General features: G+C 70.5%; 3 protein-coding genes. 2 read left to right on the top strand and 1 reads right to left on the bottom strand.

The annotated features are described in order from the left end of the window. Nucleotides 1-122: 122 nt before the first annotated feature. Complete coding sequence (locus ACFXK0_RS16950) at nucleotides 123-24509, top strand: non-ribosomal peptide synthase/polyketide synthase (protein WP_379411247.1); 24387 nt, start codon at nucleotides 123-125, stop codon at nucleotides 24507-24509. Continuing rightward, on the top strand, nucleotides 24506-25279 hold the full coding sequence (locus ACFXK0_RS16945) for an FkbM family methyltransferase (protein WP_379411246.1): 774 nt from the start codon (nucleotides 24506-24508) through the stop codon (nucleotides 25277-25279). Before ACFXK0_RS16950 ends, ACFXK0_RS16945 begins: the two co-directional genes overlap by 4 nt. Here ACFXK0_RS16945 and ACFXK0_RS16940 read toward each other — a convergent pair. Next, on the bottom strand, nucleotides 25261-25872 hold the full coding sequence (locus ACFXK0_RS16940; protein WP_379411244.1) for a TetR/AcrR family transcriptional regulator: 612 nt from the start codon (nucleotides 25870-25872) through the stop codon (nucleotides 25261-25263). The two genes, ACFXK0_RS16945 and ACFXK0_RS16940, sit on opposite strands and share 19 nt — an antisense overlap.

Below are 25872 nucleotides of genomic sequence, written 5' to 3'. Positions count from 1 at the left end.
AGGTTTCGGGCAGAACTCGCTGGGTACAGCCCTGCGGTCGCGAAAATTACGGCAAGGGGAAAAGGTATGGCTGGTCGGCGGATTCGGGAATCCGCGTCCATCGGGCAGGGTGATGCAGGTGGGTGTACGGCAGCGGGGTCGAAACATTAGTCGGTAGCCATGCGAGGGGTCGGGTAAACATGGAGTCTGTCGAGAGCTGTGCCGGTGATCAGGATTTGATTCCGCTTTCCTCCGCGCAATACGGCATGTGGTTGGCCGACAGCGCGTACAGCGGTCCGGCGACGAACATCGCCCAGTACGTCGAGATCGAGGGGCCGATCGATGTGGCCCTGTTCAACCGGGCGGCCCACGCGGCGGGCGCGGAGACCGAGTCGCTGATGGTACGCATCGTCGAGGTGGACGGGCGCCCGTTCCAGTTCGTCGACCGCAGCATCACCTTCAACGAGCTGGTCCTCGACCTGAGCACGCACACCGATCCGATGGCCGCCGCACTGGATTGGATGCGCCGGGACTACACCCGCCGGGTCGACATCACCCAGCACCAGCTCGGGATGACCCGGTTGATCCGGATCGGCGTGGACCGGCACCTCTGGTATGCCCGCGCCCACCACCTGATCATCGACGGGTACGGCGCGTTCAATGTGCTCGGTCGCGTGGCCGAGCACTACAACGCCCTGCGCGAGGGCAGAGCGCCGGCCCGCCTGGTCGCGGCCAACCTGCGCGAAATCGCCGACGAGGAGCAGACCTACCGCACCAGCTCGCGATTCGCCGCCGACGAGGCCTATTGGCTGGACAAGGTCACCGGGCTCCCGGGACCGGTGGGTCTGTCGGGTCGGGCCGGTCGGCCGAGCACGGTGGACCGGGTCGCCGCGCGCCGGCTGCCCGCACCGTTGTGCGCGCTGGTCGACCAGCGCTGCGCCGAGCTCGACGCGTCGGCCGCGCAGCTGCTCGTCGCGGCGTTCGCGGGCTTCCTGACCCGGATGACCGGTGCCGACGACGTGGTGCTGTCGGTTCCGATGACCGCCCGGGTGACCGTGCGGCTGCGCAACGCCGCCGCCATGCTGGCCAATATGGTGCCGATCCGCTTCGGGATCGACGACACCACCACAGTGGGTGAGCTGGTGTCGGCGTCGAACGGCGAGCTCGTCGCCGCGCTCCGGCATCAGCGCTACCGATTCGAGGACTTACGCCGTGCCTCGCCCGCCATCGACAACTCCGCGACCACCTACGGCCCGGTGGTCAACATCCTGTTCTTCGACTCCGCGCTCCGGCTGGGTGACGCCGTCGGTCACTACCACGCGCTCACCTCGGGCGCGCTCGAGGATCTGCAGATCAACCTGTACCGGACCGGCCCGGACGCCCCGCTGCTCGTGGAACTGCACGGCAACGACAACCTGTACAGCCAGGACGACATCGACGTGCACGCGGACGCGTTCATCGAGTTCCTGCACGGTTTCGTCGAGGCGGACGCCGACGCGCACGTGCTCGACCTGCCCTTGGTATCCCCGCAACAGGCGCGTGTGCTCGTCGGTGCCGGCACCGATCCCGGTGGCGTGACCCCCACCGAGACGCTGGTGGACCTGCTGACGCGGCAGGCGCGGACAACGCCCGATGCCGACGCGGTCACCGCGGACGGCGCGAGCCTCACCTACCGCGAACTCGACGAGCGCTCGACGCGGCTGGCCCGGCGATTGATCGCCCACGGTGCCGGGCCGGGCGAACTGGTCGCTGTGGTCCTGCCGCGGGGGATCGAGCTGATCGTCACGATGCTCGCCGTCCTGAAGTCCGGTGCCGGCTACCTTCCGCTGGATGCCACGCACCCGGCGCAGCGACTGGATGACATTGTCGGCCGGGCCGATCCGGTCGTCATCGTGGGTGCCGCGGCCACGACCTGTAGCGCGGCGGTCGTGCTCGACCCCGGTGCCGGCCTCGACGGCTCGACGGTGCCGGTCACCGACGCCGACCGGATCGCACCGCTGCGTCCGGACGACGCCGCGTATGTCATCTTCACCTCCGGTTCGACCGGACGACCCAAAGGCGTGGTGATCAGTCACCGCGCGGTGGCGACCTACCTGTCGAATGCTGTCGCGGCACTCGATATCCGTGCGGGTGAGGTCTGGACGTGGCTGCACTCGATGGCGTTCGACTACTCGATCTGGGAGGTATTCGGCCCGCTGGTCTGCGGTGGTCGCGTGGTGGTCGTCGACGGGCTGACCGCCCGCGCGCCCGACGAGCTGGTCCGCCTGGTCGCCCGCGAGGCAGTGACCGTGCTCAGTCAGACACCCTCGGCGTTCTACCACTTCGCTGCCGCCCAGCGGCGGTACCTCGCGGCGGGTGCTCCCGACGGTGAGCCCGCCCTGCGGATGGTCGTCTTGTCCGGCGAGGGACTGGATCCGGGGGCACTGGCGCCGTGGTACGAGGACAACCCGGCGACGCCGCTGATCGTCAACAGCTACGGCATCACCGAGACGACGGTGTTCGTCACCCGCGCCGACCTGGACTCCACCGTCGCGGTGCCCGGCGCGCCCGGCATCATCGGTACGGCACTGCCGGGGCTGCGTACCTATGTCCTCGATCGGCGGCTGCGACCGGCGCCGATCGGCGCGTGGGGCGAAATCTATGTGACCGGAGCGCAATTGGCGCGCGGGTATCTGCGCCAGCCCGCCCTCAGCGCGGGGCGCTTCGTCGCCGATCCCTGGAATCCCGGGGCGCGGATGTACCGCAGTGGGGACCTCGCGCGCTGGAATCACGACGGTGCACTCGAATACCGCGGTCGTGCCGACGGCCAGGTCCAGCTGCGAGGGTTCCGGATCGAGCTCGACGAGGTCCGCGCCGCACTGCTGGCCCATCCGGCGGTGGCCGCCGCCGCGGTGATCGTCCATCGGGCCGACACCGACGCGGCGCGGCTGGTCGGCTACCTGGTGCCGGTGACGGGTGCCCACTGCGACATCGACGCGGTCGCCGAGCTGGCGCGGTCGGTGCTGCCCGAGTACATGGTGCCCGCGACGCTGATGGTGCTCGACGAGCTCCCGCTGACGGTCAACGGCAAGCTCGACGCGCGTGCGCTGCCCGAGCCGGTGGCCACGGTCCCGGTGGATTTCGTCGCGCCGCGGACCGAGGTGGAACAGCTGGTCGCGCGGGCCTTCGCCGAGGTGCTCGGTGTGGACGAGATCGGCGTACACGACAGCTTCTTCGAGGCGGGCGGCAATTCACTGACCGCCACCGGGGCCGTCGTCCGTGTCGTGGAGGCGAGCGGTTGCGAATTGTCGGTCCGCGACCTGTTCGGCAATCCGACAGTGGCGGGGTTCGCCGAGTGCGTCGGCCGGGCCCGGCGCCGAGCCAGGCCGGTGCCCGCGCCGGTACCGCGCACCGAGCGGATGCCGCTCGCGCCGGCGCAACTGCGGATGTGGCTGATCAATCGCGCGGAGCCGGACAGCGGCGCGTACAACATCCCGTTGGTCCTGCGGTTGACCGGTCGGCTCGACCTCGCGGTGCTGCGGGCCGCGCTCGGCGACGTCATCGAGCGGCACGAGACACTGCGCACCCGCTATCCGGTGGTCGACGGCACGGGGACACAGGAGATCCTGTCCGCCGAGTCCGCCATGGCGGAATTCTCGTGTCTTCCGCAGAACCTCGCGCCCGAACTGCTCGACGCCCGCCTCGGCGAATTGACCGGACAGGGCTTCGATGTCACCGCCCGGCCGCCGCTGCGGGCGGCCGTGCTCGCCACCGGGCCCGATCGGCACGTGCTGGTTCTGGTCCTGCACCACATCTGCTGTGACGGTGCGTCGTTGGCGCCGATGGCCCTCGACTTCGCGGCCGCGTATGTCGCGCGGTCGCAGGGGGAGGCGCCGCAGCTGCCACCGCTGGTCGTGCAGTACGCCGACTACGCGCACTGGCATCGGCGCCTGCTCGGTGACGAGTCGGATCCGGAATCGCGGTCGGCCGACCAATTACGGTACTGGACAGCACAGTTGGCGGGCGCTCCCGCCGTTCTCGACCTGCCTGCCGACCGGCCGCGACCTACGCGCCGAACGCTGCGCGGTGATGTCGTCGTGAGCGAGATCCCGGCGTCCACCTATGCCGCCGTGGAACAGCTCGCCCGTGCCGCGGATGTCACCCCGTTCATGGTCGTGCACGCGGCGTTGGCGGTGTTGCTGTCGCGGTTGTCGGGGACCGCCGACATCGTCATCGGCGCGCCGCTGGCCGGGCGTGGCGAGCCGGCCCTGGCGCCGATGGTCGGCATGTTCGTCAATACGGTGGCGTTGCGGACACCGGTTCGCGGCGATGAATCGTTCACGGTGTTCCTCGACCGCGTCAAGGACATCGATCTCGATGCGTTCGGCCACGGCGATGTGCCCTATGACCGGGTCGTCGAGGAGTTCGACCCCGGGCGATCGACCGCCTACGCGCCGGTGTGCCAGGTCTATCTGGCCTTCGACAACACCGAGCGGGCCGGGCTGACGCTGCCGGAGCTCACCGTCGAGGTGGCCGAGCCCGGCGCGGAGCCGGCGAAGGTCGATCTGGTCGTCACGGTGGCTGCGAACACCGCCGGTACCGGTGACGTGGCGCTGCGGATCAACTACGCGACCGACCTGTTCGACGCGGCGACCGTCGAGCTGCTGGCCGCGCGGCTGCACCGCGTCCTGGCCGCGGTGGTGGCGAATCCGGCCGCACCGGTGGGCGATGTGGAGCTGTTGTCGAATGCCGAACGCGCCGAGCTGCTGCCGGTCCGTGGCGCGGCGGCGGTGCCGGGTGTGGCGCTGGCCGACCTGCTGGCGCGCGGTGCAGCTGTCGCACCGCGCGGTCCCGCGGTGATCTCGGGTACCGAGCGGATGGATTTCACCGAGCTGGACCAGCTCTCGAACCGCTTCGCCCGCCGCCTGATCGACCAGGGCGCGCGGCCGGGCGAAGTGGTCGCCATGGTGCTGCCGCGCTCGGCGGACTTCGTGGTCGCGGTGTGGGCTGTCGCGAAGACCGGAGCCGCGGTGGTGCTCATCGATCCGCGCAATCCGCGCGATCGGCTCCGGGCCATGCTCACCGACAGCCGGCCCCGGGTCGTGCTGACCAGCGCGCAGGTCGACGATGCGGTACCGGACGGGCCGTGGGTCCGGCTCGTTGTCGCTGATCCGGTGTCGCGCAGTATCACCGAGGGGTATGCGCCGGCGCCGGTGACCGACGTGGAGCGGGGCAGGCCGGTGTACCCGGGAGATGTGGCCTACGTGATCTACACCTCCGGTACGACCGGTGTACCGAAAGGAGTCGAGGTCACCCATCAGGGCCTGGCCAATTTCGCTGCCGAACAACAAGAACGCTACGACGTGGACCCGCGGGCGCGGGTGTTGCAGGCCGCCGGGCCAGGCTTCGACGCGGTGATGCTGGAGATCCTGCTCGCGCACCCGGGTGGTGGCGCGCTGGTGGTGTCCCCACCGGATGTCTTCGCCGGGACCGAACTGGCCGCACTGATCCGGACGGAAGGGGTGACACACGCCTTCCTGACGCCCACGGTGATGGCCTCGATGTCGCCGGCCGGGCTGGACTGTCTGCGGGTACTGATCGCCGGTGGCGAAGCGCTGACGCCCGAACTGAGCGCGGGGTGGGCCCCGGGCCGTCGCCTGTTCAACGGCTACGGCCCGACCGAGACCACCATCATGGTCGCGATCAGCGACCCCGTACCCGCCGACGGCCCGATCACCATCGGCAGTCCGATCCGTGGTATCGCTGCCCAGGTGCTCGATGCCAGGATGCGGCCGGTACCGGTCGGGTCGGCGGGTGAGCTCTACATCTGTGGGGTGCAGTTGGCCCGCGGCTACCTGGGCAGATCCGCGCTCACCGCGACCAGTTTCGTCGCCGATCCCTGCGGTGACGGAACCCGGATGTATCGCACCGGCGACCTGGTCCGGTGGACACCGGAGCTGACTCTGCACTACCTCGGCCGGGCCGATCACCAGGTGAAGATCCGTGGTCAGCGCACCGAACTGGGTGAGATCGAAGCGGTGCTGGCGCAGGATCCCGCTGTGGCCCAGGCCGTGGTGGTCGTCCGCGCCGGCACCGGTGCCGACCGGTTGGTCGGCTACCTCGTCGGGGCGGGGGTCGACGCGGAGCGGGTGCGCGCCGCTGCCCGCGACCGGCTGCCCGCGCACATGGTCCCTGATGTCTGTATGGTGCTGGACCGGTTCCCGCTGACGGCCAGCGGAAAACTCGATCGCACCGTCCTTCCCGAGCCGGTGTTCCCCAGCGGCAGCCCGGACATCGGTCCGCGGACGCCGACCGAGCAGCTCGTGGCGGGTGTCTACCGTGACGTGCTCGGTGCGTCGCGAATCAGTGTGCTGGACAACTTCTTCGATCTCGGTGGCAATTCGCTGACCGCCACCAAAGTCGCGGCACGGTTGTCGGGGACCTTCGGCGTCGACATTCCGGTGCGCACCGTGTTCGAGGCACCGGCGGTCGACGCGCTCGCCCGCGAGCTGGACGAGATCGCCGCCGGTCACGGTCCCCGCTCGCCCGGTGCAGGCCGTACGCCCCTGCGACCCCAACGCCGACCCGATCGGATTCCGCTGTCTCCCGCCCAGACCCGCATGTGGTTCCTGAATCACTTCGACCACGCGTCGGCGGTGTACAACGTGCCGGTTGTCGTCCGGATCTCGGGCCCACTCGATGTCGGCGCGCTGGCCGCCGCCCTCACCGATGTCGTGGCACGGCACGAAACGCTGCGGACGCGCTACCCCGACGGCGACAACGGACCGTGGCAGGAGATCCTGCCCGCCGGCGACTGCACGCCGGAGCTCACGCCCGAGACGGTCACCGAAGATGCTCTCCAGGACAGGATTTCGCGGCAGATTTCGACAGGCTTCGATGTCGGCGCCGAGGTGCCGTGGCGGGTGGCACTGCTGCGCACCGGACCCGACGACCACACGCTGGTGCTCTCGGCGCATCACATCGCCATGGACGGATCCTCACTGGGTCCGCTGGCGACCGACATCGCCCTCGCCTACCGTGCCCGCACCCAGGGGGAGGAGCCCGGCTGGGCCCCGCTCGCGGTGCAGTACGCCGACTACACGCTGTGGCAGCGTGCGCTGCTCGGCTCGGCCGATGATCCGGCGAGCCCGACGGCCGAACAGATCCGATACTGGCGTGCCGCACTGGCAGAGCTGCCCGAGGTGCTCGACCTGCCGACCGACCGGCCGCGCCCCGCGCAGCAGTCCTTCCACGGGGCGGCGCTGTCGGCGACCCTGCCCGCCGATCTCCACCGTGACCTGGTCACCTTCGCCCGCCACCGCGACGCCACCGTGTTCATGGTCGCCCATGCCGCGTTCGCGGTGCTGCTGGCCCGCCTGTCCGGGACCGGCGACATCGCGGTCGGCACCCCGGTGGCCGGACGCGGAGAACCCGCGCTGGACCCGCTGATCGGCATGTTCGTCAACACCTTGGTGCTGCGCGTGCACGTCGACCTGTCGGCGCCGTTCACCGAGATCCTGGACCGCGTCAGGGAACGTGATCTGGCGGCCTTCGACAACGCGGCCATCCCGTTCGAGCGGCTGGTGGAGGAGCTCAATCCGCCGCGCAGTACCGCGCACGCGCCCCTGACCCAGGTCGGTTTCTCGTTCCAGAACATCGATATCCCGACCCTGCGGCTGGCCGGGTCGACCGTGACGGCCGAACTCATCGATCCCGGAGTCGCCAAATACGACCTGCACCTCAACCTCGTCGACACCATGGACGCCGCCGGTGCGCCCGGCGAGATCGGTGTCGAATTCGGTTACGCGACAGACCTGTTCGACGAATCCACGGTGGCGTCGATCTTCGAGCTGTTCGTTCGCGTGCTGCGCGGTGCCGTCGCCGACCCGGACCAGCCGGTCGGTGACCTGGCACTGCTGAGCGGGGACGAGTCCGCCGAGCTGGCCGCCCGCGGGGCCGGACCGGCATCGACCGGTGACGACGCGACCATCGCTGACCTGTTCGCGTCGCAGGTCGAGGCGACCCCGGACAGCATCGCCGTCATCGACGACCGGACGGGCGCGACCCGCACCTATCGCCGCTTCGCCGAGGAGGTGAACGCGCTGGCCCGGGTACTCATCGGCCGCGGTGTCGGTCCGGGGAGCCTGGTGGCGGTGGCGGTGCCGCGCTCGGTCGAACTGCTCATCACGCTCTACGCGGTCCACACGGCCGGTGCGGCGTATCTGCCGCTGGACCCGGATCACCCCGCCGAGCGGACACAGACAATGCTCACCACGGCCGGGCCCGAGGTCGTGCTGGTGCACGACGAGGCCGACATCGGCACCGATGTGCCGATCTGGCGACTCTCGGAGCTGTTGCCGGCGGCGACCGACACCGCGGCCGTCACCGATGCCGATCGTCGTCGCGCGTTGCTGCCCGGCGACCTGGCCTATGTACTGTTCACGTCGGGCTCGACCGGCATCCCCAAGGGCGTCGCGCTCACCCACGAGGCGGTCGTGAACCAATTGCGCTGGCTCGGTACGCATTACGGAATCGGCTCCGATGACGTGCTGATGCTGCGGACACCGGTCACCTTCGATCTGTCGGTGTGGGAGCTGTTCGCGGCCCCGACCTCGGGCGCGTCGCTGGTGGTCGCGGGCACCGACGCGCACACCGATCCCGCCGCCGTGGCCCGGCTCGTCGAACGCTACGGAGTCACCGTCGCGGACTTCGTGCCGTCGTTGTTGTCGGCGTTCCTCGACCATGCGACCGCGGCCGGCCTCGGCTCGTTGCGGCAGGTGCTGTGCATCGGTGAGCCGCTGGACGTGGCCACCGTCGACCGGTTCCGCGCGGCGGGGGACGCACGGATAGACAATCTCTACGGTCCCACCGAAGCCGCTGTCAGCGTGACGGCCCACGAGATCGATCTCCTCGGCAGCGTGGTGCCGATCGGTGATCCCGAGGCGAATGTGGTGGTGCGCGTACTCGATACCCGGATGCGCCCGGTCCCCGCCGGGGTCACCGGTGAGCTCTACCTCGGCGGTATCCAGCTCGCCCGCGGCTACCACGCCCGTCCGGATCTCACCGCTGCCGCTTTCGTCGCAGACCCGGTCGCCGCGCGTCCAGGCGACCGGATGTACCGGACCGGTGACCTGGTCCGGTGGGATCGATCCGGCGGACTGCGCTACGTCGGACGCCACGACGACCAGGTCAAGATTCGCGGGCTGCGGGTCGAGCTCGGCGACATCGAGGCGGCTCTGCTCACCCACGAACACATCGATGCCGCGGTGGCCAGGGTGCGGACGGTGGGTGGTGAGCCCGTCCTGGTGGCCTACGTCGTGAGTGCCGAGCCACTCGACGCCGACCTGGTCCGGGCGTTCCTGCTGGCGCGCCTGCCCGCGTACATGGTTCCCGCGCAGGTGGTCCGGATCGCGGCGCTCCCGCTGACGGCCAACGGCAAGGTCGACTATCGTGCTCTGCCCGCACCGGACCCGCACGAGAGCACCGCGCGGTACCGGGCACCCAGCGGAATCGTCGAGGAGACGATCGCGACCGTCGTCGGCGATCTCGTCCAGGTGCCCTGGGTCGGCGCCGACGACAACTTCTTCACCCTCGGCGGCAATTCCTTGCTGGCCACCCGCACGCTCAGCCGGATCGGCGAGGTCCTGGGCGTGGAGATCCCCGTCCGCGCCGTCTTCGAGGCGCCGACGGTGGCCGAGCTGGCCCGGTGGATCGAACGACTGCGCGCGGGAGGTGCCGTCGCCGGACCGGTGCCCGGCGCACGTCCGGATCGGGTCCCGCTCTCGCCGGCACAGAGCCGGATGTGGTTGCTCAACCAGCTCGACCCCGACTCGGCGAGTTATGTGGTGCCGCTGGCGATCCGGATCGACGGCGGGATCGATCCCGCCGCGCTCGCTGCGGCCGTGCGCGATGTCGTCGAACGGCACGAGATCCTGCGTACCGCGTATCCGGCGTTCGAGGGCACCCCCGCGCAGGTCGTGCTGTCGGCGGGCGAAGTCGTCGATTCCTGCGACCTCTCCGCGCGCCGGGTGACCGAGGCGGAGCTCGTCGCGCGACTACGGGAGTTCTTCGGCACCGGGTTCGATGTGTCCGCGGGCGCGCCGCTGCGGGTCGCGATCTTCGAACTGGCGCCGTCGTCGCACGCGGTGGCGCTGTCGGTCCATCACATCAACTGCGACGGGTATTCGATCGCACCGCTGGCCGCCGACATCATCGAGGCCTACCGCGCCCGATGCGCCGCGACCGCACCGGCGTGGGCACCGCTGCCCGTCCAGTTCGCCGACTACGCGCTGTGGCAACGCGAGACACTGGCCGCGCCCGATTCCGCCGCCGCGCGCGATCTCGCCTACTGGCGGACCCAGCTCGCCGGGATACCGGATGTGCTCTCGCTGCCCACCGACCGCCCGCGACCACTCGCGCAGACCCACCACGGCGCGACGATCCAGACCACGGTGCCGGCCGAGATCGCCACCGCCGTCACGGCACTGGCCCGGCGCACCGGCGTGACACCGTTCATGGTGGTGCACACAGCACTGGCGATCCTGTTGGCGCGGCTGTCCGGCAGTGACGACATCACCATCGGTGTTCCGTACGCCGGACGCGGCCACCGGTCGCTGGACCGGCTCGTCGGTATGTTCGTCAACACCCTGGTGTTGCGTACCCGGGTGCGTCCCGCGCAGCGTTTCACCGACCTGCTCGATCTGGTGCGGCGCACCGATGTCGAGGCATTCGACCACGCCGTCGTTCCCTTCGAACAGCTCGTCGAGGTCCTGAATCCGGCCCGCTCGACCGCGCATTCGCCGCTGTTCCAGGTCATGCTCGCCTATCAGAACATGACACCGGCTCAGCTCGACGTCCCCGGCCTGGACATCGCCACCATCGATGTCGGCGCCGACGCGGCGATCTGTGACCTGCTGCTGATGGTCACCGAGGACCACGGCGCGGATCACCGGACCACGGGCATGAACCTGCGCCTCACCTACGCCACCGACCTCTTCGACGCAGCGGGCGTCACCGGTTTCGCCGACCGGCTGGTGCGGTTGCTGGCGGCAGTGGTGGCAGACCCGGCCGCTCCCGTGGGTGCCGTCGACCTGCTCGATCCGGTCGAGCGTGCGCGCATCCTCCAGCAGTGGAACGAGACCCGGTACGAACTCGCGCCCGCGCTCCTGCTCGACGGCTATCGGGCCGCGGTGACGGCCTGCCCCGATCGGGTGGCGCTGGTCTACGAGGGCACCGAGCTGACCTATCGTGAGTTCGACGAACGGGTGAACCGATTGGCCCGGCTGCTGATACAGCGCGGGGTCGGTGCGGAATCGCTGGTCGGTCTGGCAGTGCGCCGGTCACTCGATCTGGTGGTCGGCATGTACGCGATCCTCACCGCAGGCGGTGCGTACGTGCCGTTGGATCCGGATCATCCGGCCGACCGGATCGCGCACATCCTCGAGACCGCGCGGCCGGTGTGTGTGCTGACCACCACCGCCGACACGGTCGACGTCCCCGATGCGGTGCCGGTGATCGCCATGGATACCGTGCGGCCGGCGGGTTTCTCGGGTCAGCCGGTGCGCCCGGGCGAGCTGATCCGGCCGGTACGGCCAGAGCACCCCGCCTACGTCATCTTCACCTCCGGCTCGACCGGTCGCCCGAAGGGTGTGGCGGTATCGCATCAGGCGATCGGCAATCAGATCGCCTGGATGCTCGCGGAATACCCGATGGGGGCCGAGGACGTCTATCTGCAGAAGACCGCGACGACGTTCGATGTGTCGCTGTGGGGCTATTTCATGGCGCTGCGCAGTGGCGCGAAGCTGGTCGTCGCGACCCACGACGGGCATCGTGATCCGGCCTATATCGCCGAAACCATCGCGGCGCACAGCGTCACGATCACCGACTTCGTGCCGTCGATGCTGTCGGTGTTCGCCGATGTCACCGCACCCGGCACCATCGCCTCGCTGCGAGTGGTTCTCGTCATCGGCGAGGCGCTGGCACCGGAGACCGTCGCTGCGATGCGCGCGATCTGCGACGCACGGGTGCACAACCTGTACGGGCCGACCGAAGCAGCGGTATCGGTGACCCACTGGCGTGGCGAGGATTCCCATCGCGGTTCGGTGCCGATCGGTGTGCCGGAATGGAACACGCGGGCGTTCGTGCTGGATTCGCGATTGCTGCCGGTCCCGTCCGGAGTGGTCGGTGAGCTGTATCTGGCCGGCGATCAGCTCGCGCGCGGGTACATCGCGCGACCCGACCTGACCGCGGACCGATTCGTGGCGAACCCCTTCTCGCCCGGCGAGCGGATGTACCGCACCGGCGATCTGGTCCGGTGGACGGCAGGCGGGGCTCTGGTCTACGTCGGCCGCAGCGACTTCCAGGTGAAATTCCGTGGTCAGCGGGTCGAGCCGGGTGACATCGAGGCCGCGCTGCGGTCGATCGGCGCGGTGTCGCGGGCAGTCGCCATCGTGACCGCGGACCAGATCACGGCGTTCGTCACCCCGGCGCGAGGTGCGACGCTCGACGGCGCGGCGATCCGTAAGCAGCTGACCCGGCTGCTTCCCGCCTACCTCGTACCTGCCACAGTGCGGGTCCTCGACACGCTGCCGCTCATCACCAGCGGGAAGCTCAACCGCGCGGCGCTCGCCCGCGCTGTCTTCGACGAAACCGACGACGCGCACACCGACCAGGCCGCGTTGCGGGAGAAGATGATCGCCGAATTCGCGGCCAGGAACGAGCGCGAGGCGGTGCTGGCGCGGATCGTCGCCGACATCGTCGGCACAGACGAGGTCAGCGTCGCCGCAGACCTCTTCGACATCGGAGTGAACTCGCTGTCGGCAGCCCGGGTCGCCGCGCGCGCCGAAGCCGCGCTGCGCGTGCGCGTGCGCGTTCGCGACATCTTCGAGGCACCGACGATCGCCGAGCTGGCCGAGCGGGTCGCGCTCCGCGACCGGTACACGGAGATCCCGCTGGTCCGGCGCCGAGGTGCCGCGGAGATCCCGCTGGCCGCGGCCCAGCGGCGCATCTGGATTCTCAACCAGCTCGATCCCACCTCCGGCGCCTACAACATCTGCTTCGCGGCCCGAATGACCGGCACGCTCGATGTGCCCGCACTGAGTGCGGCGATGATCGACGTGGTGGGCAGACACGAACCGTTGCGGACGGTCTACCCTGCGGTGCAGGGCAGGCCGCGGCAGCTCGTGCACGACAGCGCCACCGGGCTGGCCGATGTCGAGTTCGCCGACATCACGGATCCGGGCCTGCTGGCCGAAGCGGTGCGGGAGGCGGTCGAGTCGGGCTTCGACGTCACCCACACGGCGCCGTTGCGTGCGCGGTTGTATCGCACCGGGCCCGATGAACATGTGCTCGTTCTGGTCGTGCACCACATCGCCGCCGACGGCGCGTCGATGGCACCGCTGGCCCGGGATGTGTTCACCGCCTACCGATCCCGGCGCGAGGGCCGGGCACCCGGCTGGCCGGAGCTGGCCGTCGACTACGCCGACTACGCCGTATGGCAACGCGACGTGCTCGGGGCCGAAGACGATCCGGAATCGCCGGCGGCGCGCCAGATCGCCTACTGGCAGCGAACATTGGCCGACGCGCCCGAGTCGCTCGAACTGCCGACCGATCGACCGCGGCCCGCCGTGCTGTCGATGGCAGGTGGGCGGGTCGGCTTCGCTGTCGAGGCGCCGGTACATGCCGCGATCGCTGAACTCGCGGCACGTGAGGGCGTCACCATGTTCATGGTCGTCCATGCCGCGCTGGCTGTCCTGCTCGCCCGGACCGCGCACAGCGACGACATCTCGGTCGGCACGCCGGTGGGCGGTCGCGGTCGCCCCGAGCTCGACGATCTGGTCGGCATGTTCGTCAACACCGTTGTCCTGCGTACCCGGATCGACGAGCGATCCTCGTTCCGGGAGTTCCTGGCGCAGGTGCGCGATACCGACCTGGACGCGCTGGCGCACGCGGATGTGCCGTTCGAACGGCTGGTGGAACTGCTCGACCGGGCCCGCTCCACCGCGTACTCGCCGTTGTACCAGGTGCTGCTCGGTTTCCGGCACGCGGAAACCACCCGCTTCGAACTCGACGGCATCGATATCGAGCTGCTCGACCCGGACACCGCGCAGGCGAAGACCGATCTCACGGTGCTGATGAACGAACGGCGCGACGGCGCCGGGTTCACCGGCGAGATCATCTACGCCACCGACCTTTTCGGTCCGGACACCGCGACGCGATTCGCGCAGCGGCTGGTTCGTGTGCTGGAGACCGTCACCGCTCGGCCGGAAACAGCGATCGGCGCGATCGATGTGCTCAGTGCCGAGGAAACCGAACAGCTGGTGCCTGCCGGGCAGGCGGCGCGGGTCACCGCGCGAACACTGCCGGAACTCCTCGCTCGCGCCGCGGCGGATCCGGCGGCGACCGCGCTGATCGGTGCCGGCGAGACGCTGACCTACGGTGACCTGGACCGGCGATCCGGCCGGCTCGCCGCGATGCTCTCGGCGGCCGGTGCGGCACCGGGCAGCTTTGTCGCCCTGGCCTTGCCACGTTCGGTGGACTTCCACGTCGCGCTCTGGGCGATCGCGAAGACCGGTGCGGCCTTCGTCCCGATGGATCTGCGTCACCCCGCCGACCGAATCGCCCATATGGTCGCGGACTCCGGTGCCCGGCTCGGCGTGACACTGGCCTCGGCGCGCGCGTCGCTACCGGAGCAGGTCCAGTGGTGGTGTGTGGACGAGGTCGACCTGACCGGCGACGCGGCCGGTCCCGCCGTCTGCCCGGTGCGCCTCGACGACGCGGCCTACCTGATCTACACCTCCGGGTCCACCGGTACTCCCAAAGGTGTGGTCGTCACGCACGAGGGTCTGGCCGGGCTGGCGGCCGAACAGGACGAGCACTACCGGATGGACCGCTCGTCGCGAGTACTCCAGGTGGCGTCGCCCGCGTTCGACGCGCTGCTGATGGAGTCACTGATGGCCTACACCGCGCACGCCACGCTCGTGGTGTCGCCCGCCGAAGTGTTCGGTGGCCCGGAACTGGCCGAACTGATTCGCGCAGAACAGGTCTCCCATGCGTTTCTCACACCGAGCGTGCTGGCGACCCTGCCGGACGACGGCTTGGCGTCGCTGCGGATGCTGACCGTCGGCGGGGAAGCGGTGTCCGCCGACCTCGTCGCCACCTGGGCACCGGGCCGCCGATTCCACAATGTGTACGGACCCACCGAGGCGACAGTCGCGGTGAGTGTCAGTGCCGCATTGCGGCCCGGTGATCCGGTCACCATCGGCGCCCCGATCCGTGGGGTGCGGGCCGTCGTGCTGGATCGGCGGTTGCGAGCGGTCCCGGTCGGGGTGGTCGGCGAGCTCTATCTGGCGGGCAGGTCGCTCGCACGCGGTTACCTGAACCGGGCGGGCGCGACCGCGGGCGCGTTCGTCGCCGATCCCTTCGGTGACCCGGGTACGCGGATGTACCGCACCGGCGACCTCGTGCGATGGACGGCCGAGCACACCATCGAGTATCTGGGCCGCGCCGACTTCCAGGTCAAGATCCGCGGTCAGCGCGTCGAACTGGGCGAGATCGATGCGGCACTGCTCGCGTGCCGGGAAGTGGCGACGGCGGTCACCGTGAGCCGGCGCGGCCCGGCCGGGCAACCGATGCTGGCTGCCTATCTGGTCGCGCGGGAGGACGCGACGATCGATGTGGACTCGGTGCGGGAGCGGATATCGGGTGCGCTGCCCGACCACATGGTGCCCTCGGCGATCACGGTGCTCGACGAGATGCCGATGTCGGCGACCGGCAAGATCGATCGGCGGGCGCTCCCGGAACCCGTTGCCGCCACGAGTGTCGCGACCGCGACCGCGCAGACTGAGCTGGAGCGGCGGATCGCCGCGATCTTCGCCGAGCTGCTCGGTCTGCCGACGGCGGGGGTGGAGGATTCGTTCTTCGCGCTCGGTGGCGATTCCATCATGTCCATCCAGCTCGCCGCGCGGCTGAAGACCGCCGGTGTCGTGGTCACGGCGCGGGACATCTTCGAGCACAGGACCGTCCGCGGCCTCGCGCAGGTCGCCGAGGCCGCGGGACGGGCGACGCTCGCCGAACTCCCCGGCGGCGGGGTCGGCGAGGTCTCGCCCACCCCGATCGTGTCCTGGTTCCTGGCCCGGCCGGGTGGTGCCCGGTTCGCGCAGTCCCTGCTGGTCGAGCTGCCCGGCGACGCACGCCGCGACGACGTGGTCGCGACCGTGCGGGCCGTGCTCGACCGGCACGACATGTTGCGCGCCCGGCTGGACAACGACCACCTCGAAGTCCTGCCCCGGGGCGCGGTCGACGCGGACGAGGTGGTGTCGGTGCGAGCCTTCGGGTCCGGAAGTGTGCCGGGCAGTGCGGGATTCACCGCGCTGGCCGAAGCGGCGCTGGCGGAGGCTGCGGCGCGGTTGAATCCGGCCGGGGCGGTGATGGTGCAGGTCGTGTGCCTGGTGCCGGAACCCGGTGTCGCGGCGGCGGGGCGGGCCCTGATCGTCGTGCACCATCTCGCGGTCGACGGTGTGTCGTGGCGGATCCTGATCCCGGACTTCGTGGCTGCCTGGCAGCAGGTCGTCGAGGGGCGGCCGGTGGAGCTACCGGAGGTGGGGACGTCGATGCGCCGGTGGGCGGAGGTGCTGACCACCTCGGCCGCCGGGCGCGCCGGTGAACTCGGTCGCTGGCAGGCGATGGGCACACGGCCCGAACCGCCGCTGGGGCGCGAGATGTTCGACCCGGCCGTGGATGTGCACGCGGCGGTGGCGCATACGACGTGGACGCTGCCGGTCACCCTGACCGCCGCGCTGCTCGGCGCTATCCCTGGGGCGGCCCGTGCCACCACCGACGACGCGTTGCTCGCCGGTCTCGCGATGGCAGTGACACGTTGGCGCCGCCGGCGCGGCATCGACCACGCGGGGGCGCGCATTCTGCTGGAGAGTCACGGCCGCGAGGAGCAGCTCGCTCCCGGCGCCGATCTGTCGCGCACGGTCGGCTGGTTCACCAGCGCGTACCCGGTCGATCTCGTCGTGGACGACACCGATCCGCGGGCGGCGGTGAAGGCGGTCAAACAATGTTTGCGCGACATTCCCGACAAGGGTATCGGCTACGGCATGCTGCGCTATCTGCACGGCGAGACCGCGCAGGTACTGGCCGCGCTACCCACACCGCAGATCAGTTTCAACAACCTCGGCCGGGCGGGGGTCGACCTCGCGGCACTGTCCGGCGTCGCCTGGATCCCCGCCCCGGAGGATGTCGATCGGCAGGCGGCCTTCGACCCCGACATGCCCGCCGCTGCCGCGCTGACGATCGACACGACCATCGCGGATATGCCGGACGGGCCGGTGCTGTCGGCGCAGATCGGTTATGCGACAAGGCTTCTCGACAGCGACGCGGTCGAGGACCTGCTCGGTGAATGGCGGTCCGCGCTCACCGAGATCGCCGACGCCGCGACCCGGGACAGCGCGTGGGGACTCACCCCGTCCGATACTCCGCTGGTCGCCCTGGCCCAGGACGACCTGGACGACCTCACCGCGCGCTACGGTCCGCTCGACGCGGTCTGGTCGCTGGCGCCGCTACAGAGCGGACTGCTGTTCCACGCCGAGCTGGCAGCCGGCGCCTTGGACGTCTACACCGCGCAATCCATGATGACGCTGACCGGTTCGCTCGACGAGACCCGGCTGCGCCGGTCGGCGAGCGCGCTGCTCGAGCGGCATCCGAATCTGCGTGCCGCCTTCACCCGGACCGCGAACGGCACTGCGGCGCAGGTGGTTCCGGTCGAGGTGGCGCCGCACTGGCGCACGGTCGATGCGTCCAGCGCGGCGCTGCCGGAGATCCTCGCGGGCGAGCGGGCCGCGGCCTTCGATCCCGCCGACCCACCCCTGGTGCGGTTCGTCCTGGTCACGGTGTCGCCCACCGAGTTCCGGCTGATCCTGACCGCGCACCACCTGCTGCTCGACGGCTGGTCGCTACCGCTGCTGCTGCGCGACCTGATCGGGCTGTACGCGGTCGGGGCGGATACGGCACTGCTACCCGGCGCACCGTCCTACGGTGAGTACCTGCACTGGCTCGACCGTCACGACAGCGCGGCCGGCGTCGCGGTCTGGCGGGACGCGTTGAGCGGGTTCACCGAACCCACGCTGGTGGCCGAGACCGGCGGCGCGGCGACCGTCGACATCCCGGTCGACCTGAGCCTGGACCTCGACGCCGACCTGGACCTCGCGCTCAGCGAGTTCGCCAGGGCGCACGGCGTCACGATGTCGACCGTCGTCCAATTCGCCTGGGCAACCGTTTTGGCGAACCAGCTCGGCCGGGAGCGGATCGTCTTCGGCGAGACCGTCTCCGGACGCCCCGCCGACCTGCCCGGCGTCGAATCCATGATCGGGCTGTTCGTCAACACCCTGCCGGTGCCCGTGCACGTCCGGCCGGACCGGACTTTCACCCAGGCACTGCGGCGATTGCAGGCGGACAAGACCCGGCTGCTCGACCATCACCACATCGCCTTGTCCGACATCCTGGCCGCCGCAGGCGGGGGCGGACTGTTCGACACCCTCGTGGCCTACGAGTCCTACCCGGTCGACAGCAGTGGGCTCGGTGACGCCGATATCGACGGAATGGGGGTCACCGCCGTCGAGGGTGCCGATGCCGCGCACTACCCGATCACCGTGCAGGCGCACCACACCGACACCCTGCACCTGCGGGTGCGCTATCAGCGATCCCGGGTCGACGCGGCCACCGCCGCCGGCCTGGCCGACCGGATGCACCGGGTGCTGCGCGGGATCGCGACCGATCCGGAGACCCGCGTCGGCGACGTGGACCTGCTGACCGCAAGGGAACGCAGCGCGCTGGTGCCGGCCAAGGGTGCGCCGAGCGTGCCGCCGGAACCGCTGACCGACCTGCTGCGGCGCGGGGTCGCCCGGCGACCCGAGGGCGTGGCGGTGGTGTGCGGCGCCGAACAGGTCACTTTCGCGGAATTGGACGCGAAGGCACACCGGTTGGCCGAGCGGCTGATCGCGCACGGTGTCGCGCCCGGGGACACGGTCGGCGTGGTCATGCCGCGCTCGATCGAGCTGGTCACCACGATCTGGGCGGTGGCCGAGATCGGCGCGGCGTGTGCGCTGCTCGACCCACGCAATCCGGCGGAACGGCTCGCGGTGATGCTGGCCGGCTGTGGCGCCCGGCTGGCCGCCACGGACACGGGCGGGGCTGTGCCGGAAGGGAATTGGCAGATTCTCGTCGTCGACGATTCCGCACCGGAGGTTCCGGTGGCCGCACGGGCCGTCCCGGCGCGGGCTGCCGACACCGCGTACATCATCTACACCTCCGGCACCACCGGCACGCCGAAGGGTGTGGCGGTGACCGGATCCGGTCTGGCCAACTTCGCCGCCGAACAGCGCGAGCGCTACCACGTGGAGCCGGAATCCCGGGTATTGCAGTGTGCCGCACCAGGTTTCGACGCCATCATGCTGGAGTTGCTGATGGCCCATCCGCACGGCGCGACGCTCGTGGTCGCGCCGCCGGATGTCTTCGCCGGCGAGGAGCTGGCCGCCCTGATCCGCGCACACGCCGTGACCCATGCGTTCCTGACCCCGACCGTGCTGGCGACGATGTCGCCCGAGGGCCTGGATGGTCTGCGGGTGCTCGTCGCGGGCGGCGAAGCGGTACCGGCCGAACTCACCGCAGCGTGGGCACCGGGCCGGGAACTGTTCAACGGCTACGGCCCGACCGAGACGACGATCATGGTCGCTATCAGCGATCCGCTGCGGGCAGGGGAGACTGTCACCCTGGGCGGTCCGATCCGCGGCACCACCGCGGTGGTGCTGGATTCCCGGCTGCGGCCGGTGCCGGTCGGGGTGACCGGCGAACTGTACATCGGCGGCGTCCAGCCCGCCCGCGGATACCTGGGCCGCGCGGGCGCCACCGCGGCGAGCTTCGTCGCGGACCCGTACGCACCGGGAGCGCGGATGTATCGCACCGGTGACCGGGTCCGCTGGACCGCCGGGCACACACTCGAATACCTCGGGCGCACCGACCATCAGGTCAAGATCCGCGGCCAGCGCATCGAACTCGGCGAGATCGAGACGGTCCTGGCCGGGCATCACGACGTCACCCACGCGGTCGCGCTGGTGCGTGCCGACGGGCAAGGGACCGACCGGCTCGTCGGCTACCTGACCGGAGACCTGGTCGACCCCGACCAGGTACGGGCATGGGCCAGGGGCCGGCTGCCCGCCTCGATGGTGCCCGATGTGTGCGTGGTGCTGGAACAGCTGCCGCTGACCACGACCGGGAAACTCGATCGCGCGGCCCTGCCGGTGCCGGTCGGCGCGCCGGCCGCCGGCTACCTGGCCCCGGCCACCGAGACCGAACAGGTCGTCGCCGACATCTGCGCCGAGGTACTCGACCTGGAGCGGGTCGGCCTGCGCGCCGACTTCTTCGATCTCGGCGGCAATTCACTGACCGCGACCCGGCTGACCGCGCGGCTCGGCTCCGCGCTGGGTATCCGCGTCTCGGTCCGTGACGTGTTCGAATTCCCGGTCCTGGCCGACCTCGCCACCCACCTGACCAGCCGCGACCTGGTCGGGCGCCCGGCGCTGACCCGGCGCCCCGACGACGCCGCGGTACCGCTGTCACCGGCACAGCTGCGCATGTGGTTCCTCAACCAGTTCGACGCCACGGTCGGCGCCTACAACGTGCCCCTGGTGGTCCGGCTGACCGGCGAGCTGGACCTGTCCGCCCTGCGCGCGGCCTGTGCGCTGGTCATCGACAGGCACGAGTCGCTGCGCACGAAATTCCCGGTGGTCGACGGTGTTCCACGGCAGGTCGTCGTGGGCGCCGACGAGGTCGTGCCCGCCTTGCGTCCGGTCGTGATGGAGGAATCGGTGCTGCCGAAGGCGGTGGCCACGGTGGTCTCGGCCGGGTTCCAGGTGACCGAAGCGCCGCCGGTGCGGGCCGAACTGTTCGAGGTGGGCCCCGACGATCACGTGCTGGTCATCGCCGTGCACCACATCTGCGCGGACGGACTGTCGATGATCCCGCTGGCCCGCGATGTCGCCGCCGCCTATCACGCCGTGACGGCCGCGACCGAGCCCGGCTGGCCCGCCCTGCCGGTGCAGTACCCCGACTACGCGGTGTGGCAGCACGAAGTACTCGGCGACGACAGCGATCCCGAGTCGCTGCTGTCCCGCCAGCTGGCGTACTGGCGGGCGACGCTGGCCGGACTGCCCGAACTGCTCGAACTGCCCACCGATCGGCCGCGCCCGCCGGTGGCGTCGATGCGTGGGCGAGCCTTCGAATTCGCGATCGGCGCGCCGTTGCAGGAACGGATCGGCGCGCTGGCCCGCACAGCGGGCGCGACGCCGTTCATGGTCGCGCACGCGGCGCTGACCGTGCTGCTGTCGCGCCTGGCGAACACCGGTGACGTCGCCGTCGGCACACCGATGTCCGGTCGCGGCGCCCGCGAACTCGACGATCTGATCGGCATGTTCGTCAACACCGTCGTCCTGCGCACGCCCGTGCCGCCCGGCGCACCCTTCGCGGATCTGCTGGCAGCCGTCCGGGCCGCGGACCTGGCCGCCATGGCGCACGCGGACGTACCGTTCGAGCAGGTCGTCGAGGCGATCAACCCACCGCGATCCACCGCGCACCTGCCGCTCTACCAGGTGACCATCGACTACCAGAACCTCGATCAGGCCGTGCTGGACCTGCCGGGGATCACGGTGGAGCCGGTCGGGAACTACTTCGAACAAGCCCAGTCGGACCTGAATGTGAAACTGGTCGAACAGTACGATCCCGAGGGGCGGGCTCTGGGCATCGTGGGCCGATTGACCTACGCCACCGATCTTTTCACCGACGAGTCGATGGAGCGTTTCGCCCGCTGGTATGTCCGGATCCTGGACGCGGTCACCGCCGATCCCGGAGTCGTGGTAGGCGACATCGAGTACCTCGAGCCCCGGCAGCAACACGAATTGCGCACCGCCGCAGGCGAACCCGGTGCTGTCGTCCCGGCGACGACGCTCGGCGAGCTGTTCGCGCACCGGACCGTGCTCGTGCCGGACGCCGTCGCGGTGACCGACGGCACGACGGTCCTGACCTACCGCGAACTGGAGCTGCGCGCGCGTTCGGTCGCGGCCCGGCTGATCGCGTGCGGCGCCGGACCGGAAACGCTGGTGGCCGTGGCGCTGCCGCGAACCGCCGATCTGGTGGTCGGCCTGCTGGGTGTCGTGCTGTCGGGCGCGGCCTATCTGCCGCTGGATGTGGCGTATCCGGCCGAACGGCTGCGTTTCGTCCTCGCCGACGCGAAACCGGTCGCCCTGTTGACCTGGTCCGGCGCGGTGTCCCGGCTACCGGAATTCGACGGTCCCGTCATCGATCTCGACGACGGCACACCGGTCCCGGACACGCGGCCCGCGCGCACTCCGCGCCCGGACAATCTCGCCTACCTGATCTACACCTCGGGGTCGACCGGGCGGCCGAAGGGTGTCGCCGTCACCCACCGTGACGTGGTCACCCTGCTCACCCACGCGCGCGAGAAATTCGATGTCGGACCCGCCGACGTCTGGACGATGTTCCACTCGTACGCCTTCGATTTCGCGGTCTGGGAGATGTGGGGCGCCCTGCTCTCCGGCGGGCGGCTGGTGGTCGTCGACTACGACACCTCCCGCACGCCGGACGCCTTCGCCGCCCTGGTGGCCAGGGAGCGGGTCACCGTGCTGAGCCAGACACCCTCGGCCTTCTACGGATTCGTGGCGGCGCAACAGCGGCACCGGGAGGCCGCCGATGGCGAGTCGGCGCTGCGCTATGTCGTCTTCGGTGGTGAAGCGCTCGACGCGACCCGGCTGAGCGAATGGTTCGCGGCCCATCCGGCGGGATCGCCGCGACTGGTGAACATGTACGGCATCACCGAGACGACCGTGCATGTCGGTTTCGCCGAGATCGATGGCGCGGGCGGGCGCGGGATCGGCACCGCACTGCCGGGGATGACGGTCCACGTTCTCGACCATCGCCTGCGGCCGGTGCCCGTCGGAGTCACCGGCGAGCTGTACACCGGCGGCGAGCAGCTCGCCCGGGGCTACCGCGGCGCCGCCGCGCTGACGGCGGGCCGGTTCGTCGCCACACCGTTCGGCGCGCCGGGCGCCAGGATGTATCGCGCCGGTGACCTCGGCCGGTGGCGCCGTGGCCCCGCCGGGCTCGAGCTCGAATACCTGGGCCGGGCCGACGCCCAGATCCAATTGCGTGGTTTCCGGATCGAATTGGGTGAGGTGGAAGCGGCCCTGCTGCGTCAGCCGGGTGTGGCGCAGGCGGCGGCCGCGGTGCACCGGCACGTCAGGGAGGTCGATCAGCTGATCGGCTATGTCGTCGCGGTGGACGGGCAGCCGGTCGATCCGGCGGGCATCCGGCGGGCCGTGGCCGAGGTGCTCACCGGCTACATGGTGCCGTCGGTGATCGTCGTGCTGCCCGCGCTGCCGGTGACGATCAACGGCAAGCTCGATCGACAAGCGCTGCCCGCGCCGGTCTTCGACGATGAAACTGTCGAGCCGGAGACACCGCGCACCCATTCCGAGGCCGTGGTCGCCGAGGTCTTCGCCCAGGTGCTGTCGGTGCCGCGGGTCGGCGCGACCGAAGGATTCTTCGACCTGGGCGGCAACTCGCTGCTGGCCACGATGGCGGTGACCGAGTCGTGCGCGCGCGGCGTGGCGATCGAACTGCCGTGGATGTTCGACGACGCCACCCCGCGCGCCCTCGCCCGCCGCGCCGACGAGGCCGACGGCGCGTCGGGCATGCAGGTCCTGTTGCCGCTGCGCCCCACCGGGGCCGCAACGCCGCTGTTCGCGATCCATCCCGCGGGCGGGCTGGCCTGGTTCTACGGCGGCCTGGTCGGGCACTTGCGTGGCGACCGCCCGGTGTACGGGCTCCAGGATCCCCATGTCGTCGCGGCCGAGCCGATCGCCACCTCGATCGAGGACCTCGCGCGGCGCTACGCCGACGAGATCCGCCGGGCGCAGCCGGACGGTCCGTACCACCTGCTCGGCTGGTCGCTGGGCGGTGCGATCGCCCATGCGGTGGCGGTGCTGCTGCAGGAGCAGGGCGCACAGGTCGCGCTGCTGGCCATGATGGACAGCGCGGCGGGAGTGCCGCCGGCGACGGACGGGAACGGCTCCGCCCCGGGTGAGGTGCTGGCCGACCTGCTCGGTGGCTGGCGGGAACTGTTCGACCTCGGTGACGCGGTCACCGCCCGCACGCCCGAGCAGGCCTGGCAGGTCGTGCGCGAACAGATCACCGGCACCGGCCTGTTCACCGCCGAACAGGTCGACCGCGTGATGCGCAGCTTCGACACCGCCGGTGCCCTCGCCGATGCCTACCGGCCCCGGGTCTTCGACGGTGACCTGGTGTTCTTCACCGCCGGTAAGGACCGTCCCGATCCGGCCGCCATCGCAGGCACCTGGCAACCGCACATCACCGGCACCGTCCACAACACCGTCATCGACGCACGGCACCTCGAGTTGACACACCCCTCCGCGCTGGCCGCCATCGGCCCGATCCTCGAAGGATTCATGTCCTCATGACCACTCAGCAGAATCTGCGGCTCGACGACGGCCGCACCGTGACCTGCACCAGCCCCGCCGAAGCGCGCATGCTCTGGAACGAGATGGCGGTCGACGGGTTCTACCGCCAGGCCGCGGCCACACTGCGACCCGGCGACCTCGCCGTCGACATCGGCGCGAACATCGGGCTGAGCGCGATGATGTTCGCCGACACCCACCCCGCGGTGCGGGTGATCGCGGCCGAACCGGCGCCCGCGACCTACGACTGCCTGCGCCGCAACATGTCTGCCCACGTGCCTGGCGGCGTGGCACTCGAAGTCGCCGTCGGCGCCGCGCCCGGCGTGCTGCCGTTCACCTGGTACCCGCGGGCCACCGCCAATTCGGGCCTGTACGCCGATCCGGCCGCCGACGACGAGGCGACGCGAATCTTCCTGCGCAACAGCGGATTACCCGACGACGCGATCTCGCTGATCACCCGGGGCCTGCACGACGGTGAGCAGATCGACGTCGAGGTCACCACGGTCTCGGCGATCCTGGCCGCGCACGACACCACCGCCGAGATCGGCCTGCTCAAGGTCGATGTCGAGCGGGCCGAATTCGATGTGCTGCTCGGCATCACCGAATCGGACTGGTCACGGATCCGCGCGGTCGTGGCCGAGGTGCACGATCACGACGGGCGGCTCGGTGAGTTCTGCCAGGTCCTGGACGCGCACGGACTCAGCCCGCGCACCCGGCAGGACCCAGCCCTGGCCGGTACCGAACTCCACGAGGTCTACGCCGTCCGGGTCTGACCGTCCGGTCCCTGCGTCGTCCGCGCCACCGTGACTGCCGCGTCCGCGGCCCGGCGGGCATGCTCGGCGGTGACCGGCTCGTGGGTGATGAACAGCCGGTGGAAGACCGGGGCCGTCGCGAAGCGGATGATCTCGGTCGCGTCGACTTCCGGTGCGAGTTCGCCGCGGGCGACGGCGCGGTCGATGATGACCGCGGCGTCGCGGTGGCGGGCGGTGTAATAGCTGCGCAGGGCGGCCGCGGCATCGGGGTGCTGCATGCCTGCGGCGACGAAAGCTGTTGCCACGCTGCCGGATTCGGGGTCGGTGAAGCCGGTGCGGAGCAGTTCGGTGAGGGCGCGGAGGTCGCCGGTGAGGGTGCCGGTGTCGGGGATCGGCCAGGGTTGTTCGCCTGCCCGCTCCAGGGCGTCGGCGACCAGGCCCTCCGGCCCGCGCCAGCGGCGGTAGACGGTCGTCTTGTGGACGCCGGCGCGCTGGGCGACGGCCTCCACCGTGAGACCGGGATAGCCGTGCTCGGCGAGTTCGGCGGCGGTGGCGTCGAGGACGGCCTCGCGGACCCGGGCGCTGCGTCCACCGGGGCGACGTTGCGGTTCCAA

Origin of the sequence: Nocardia sp. NPDC059177, from assembly GCF_042755165.1 — a bacterium.
Classification (GTDB): domain Bacteria; phylum Actinomycetota; class Actinomycetes; order Mycobacteriales; family Mycobacteriaceae; genus Nocardia.
This window is presented reverse-complemented; position numbering and strand designations above follow the sequence as displayed.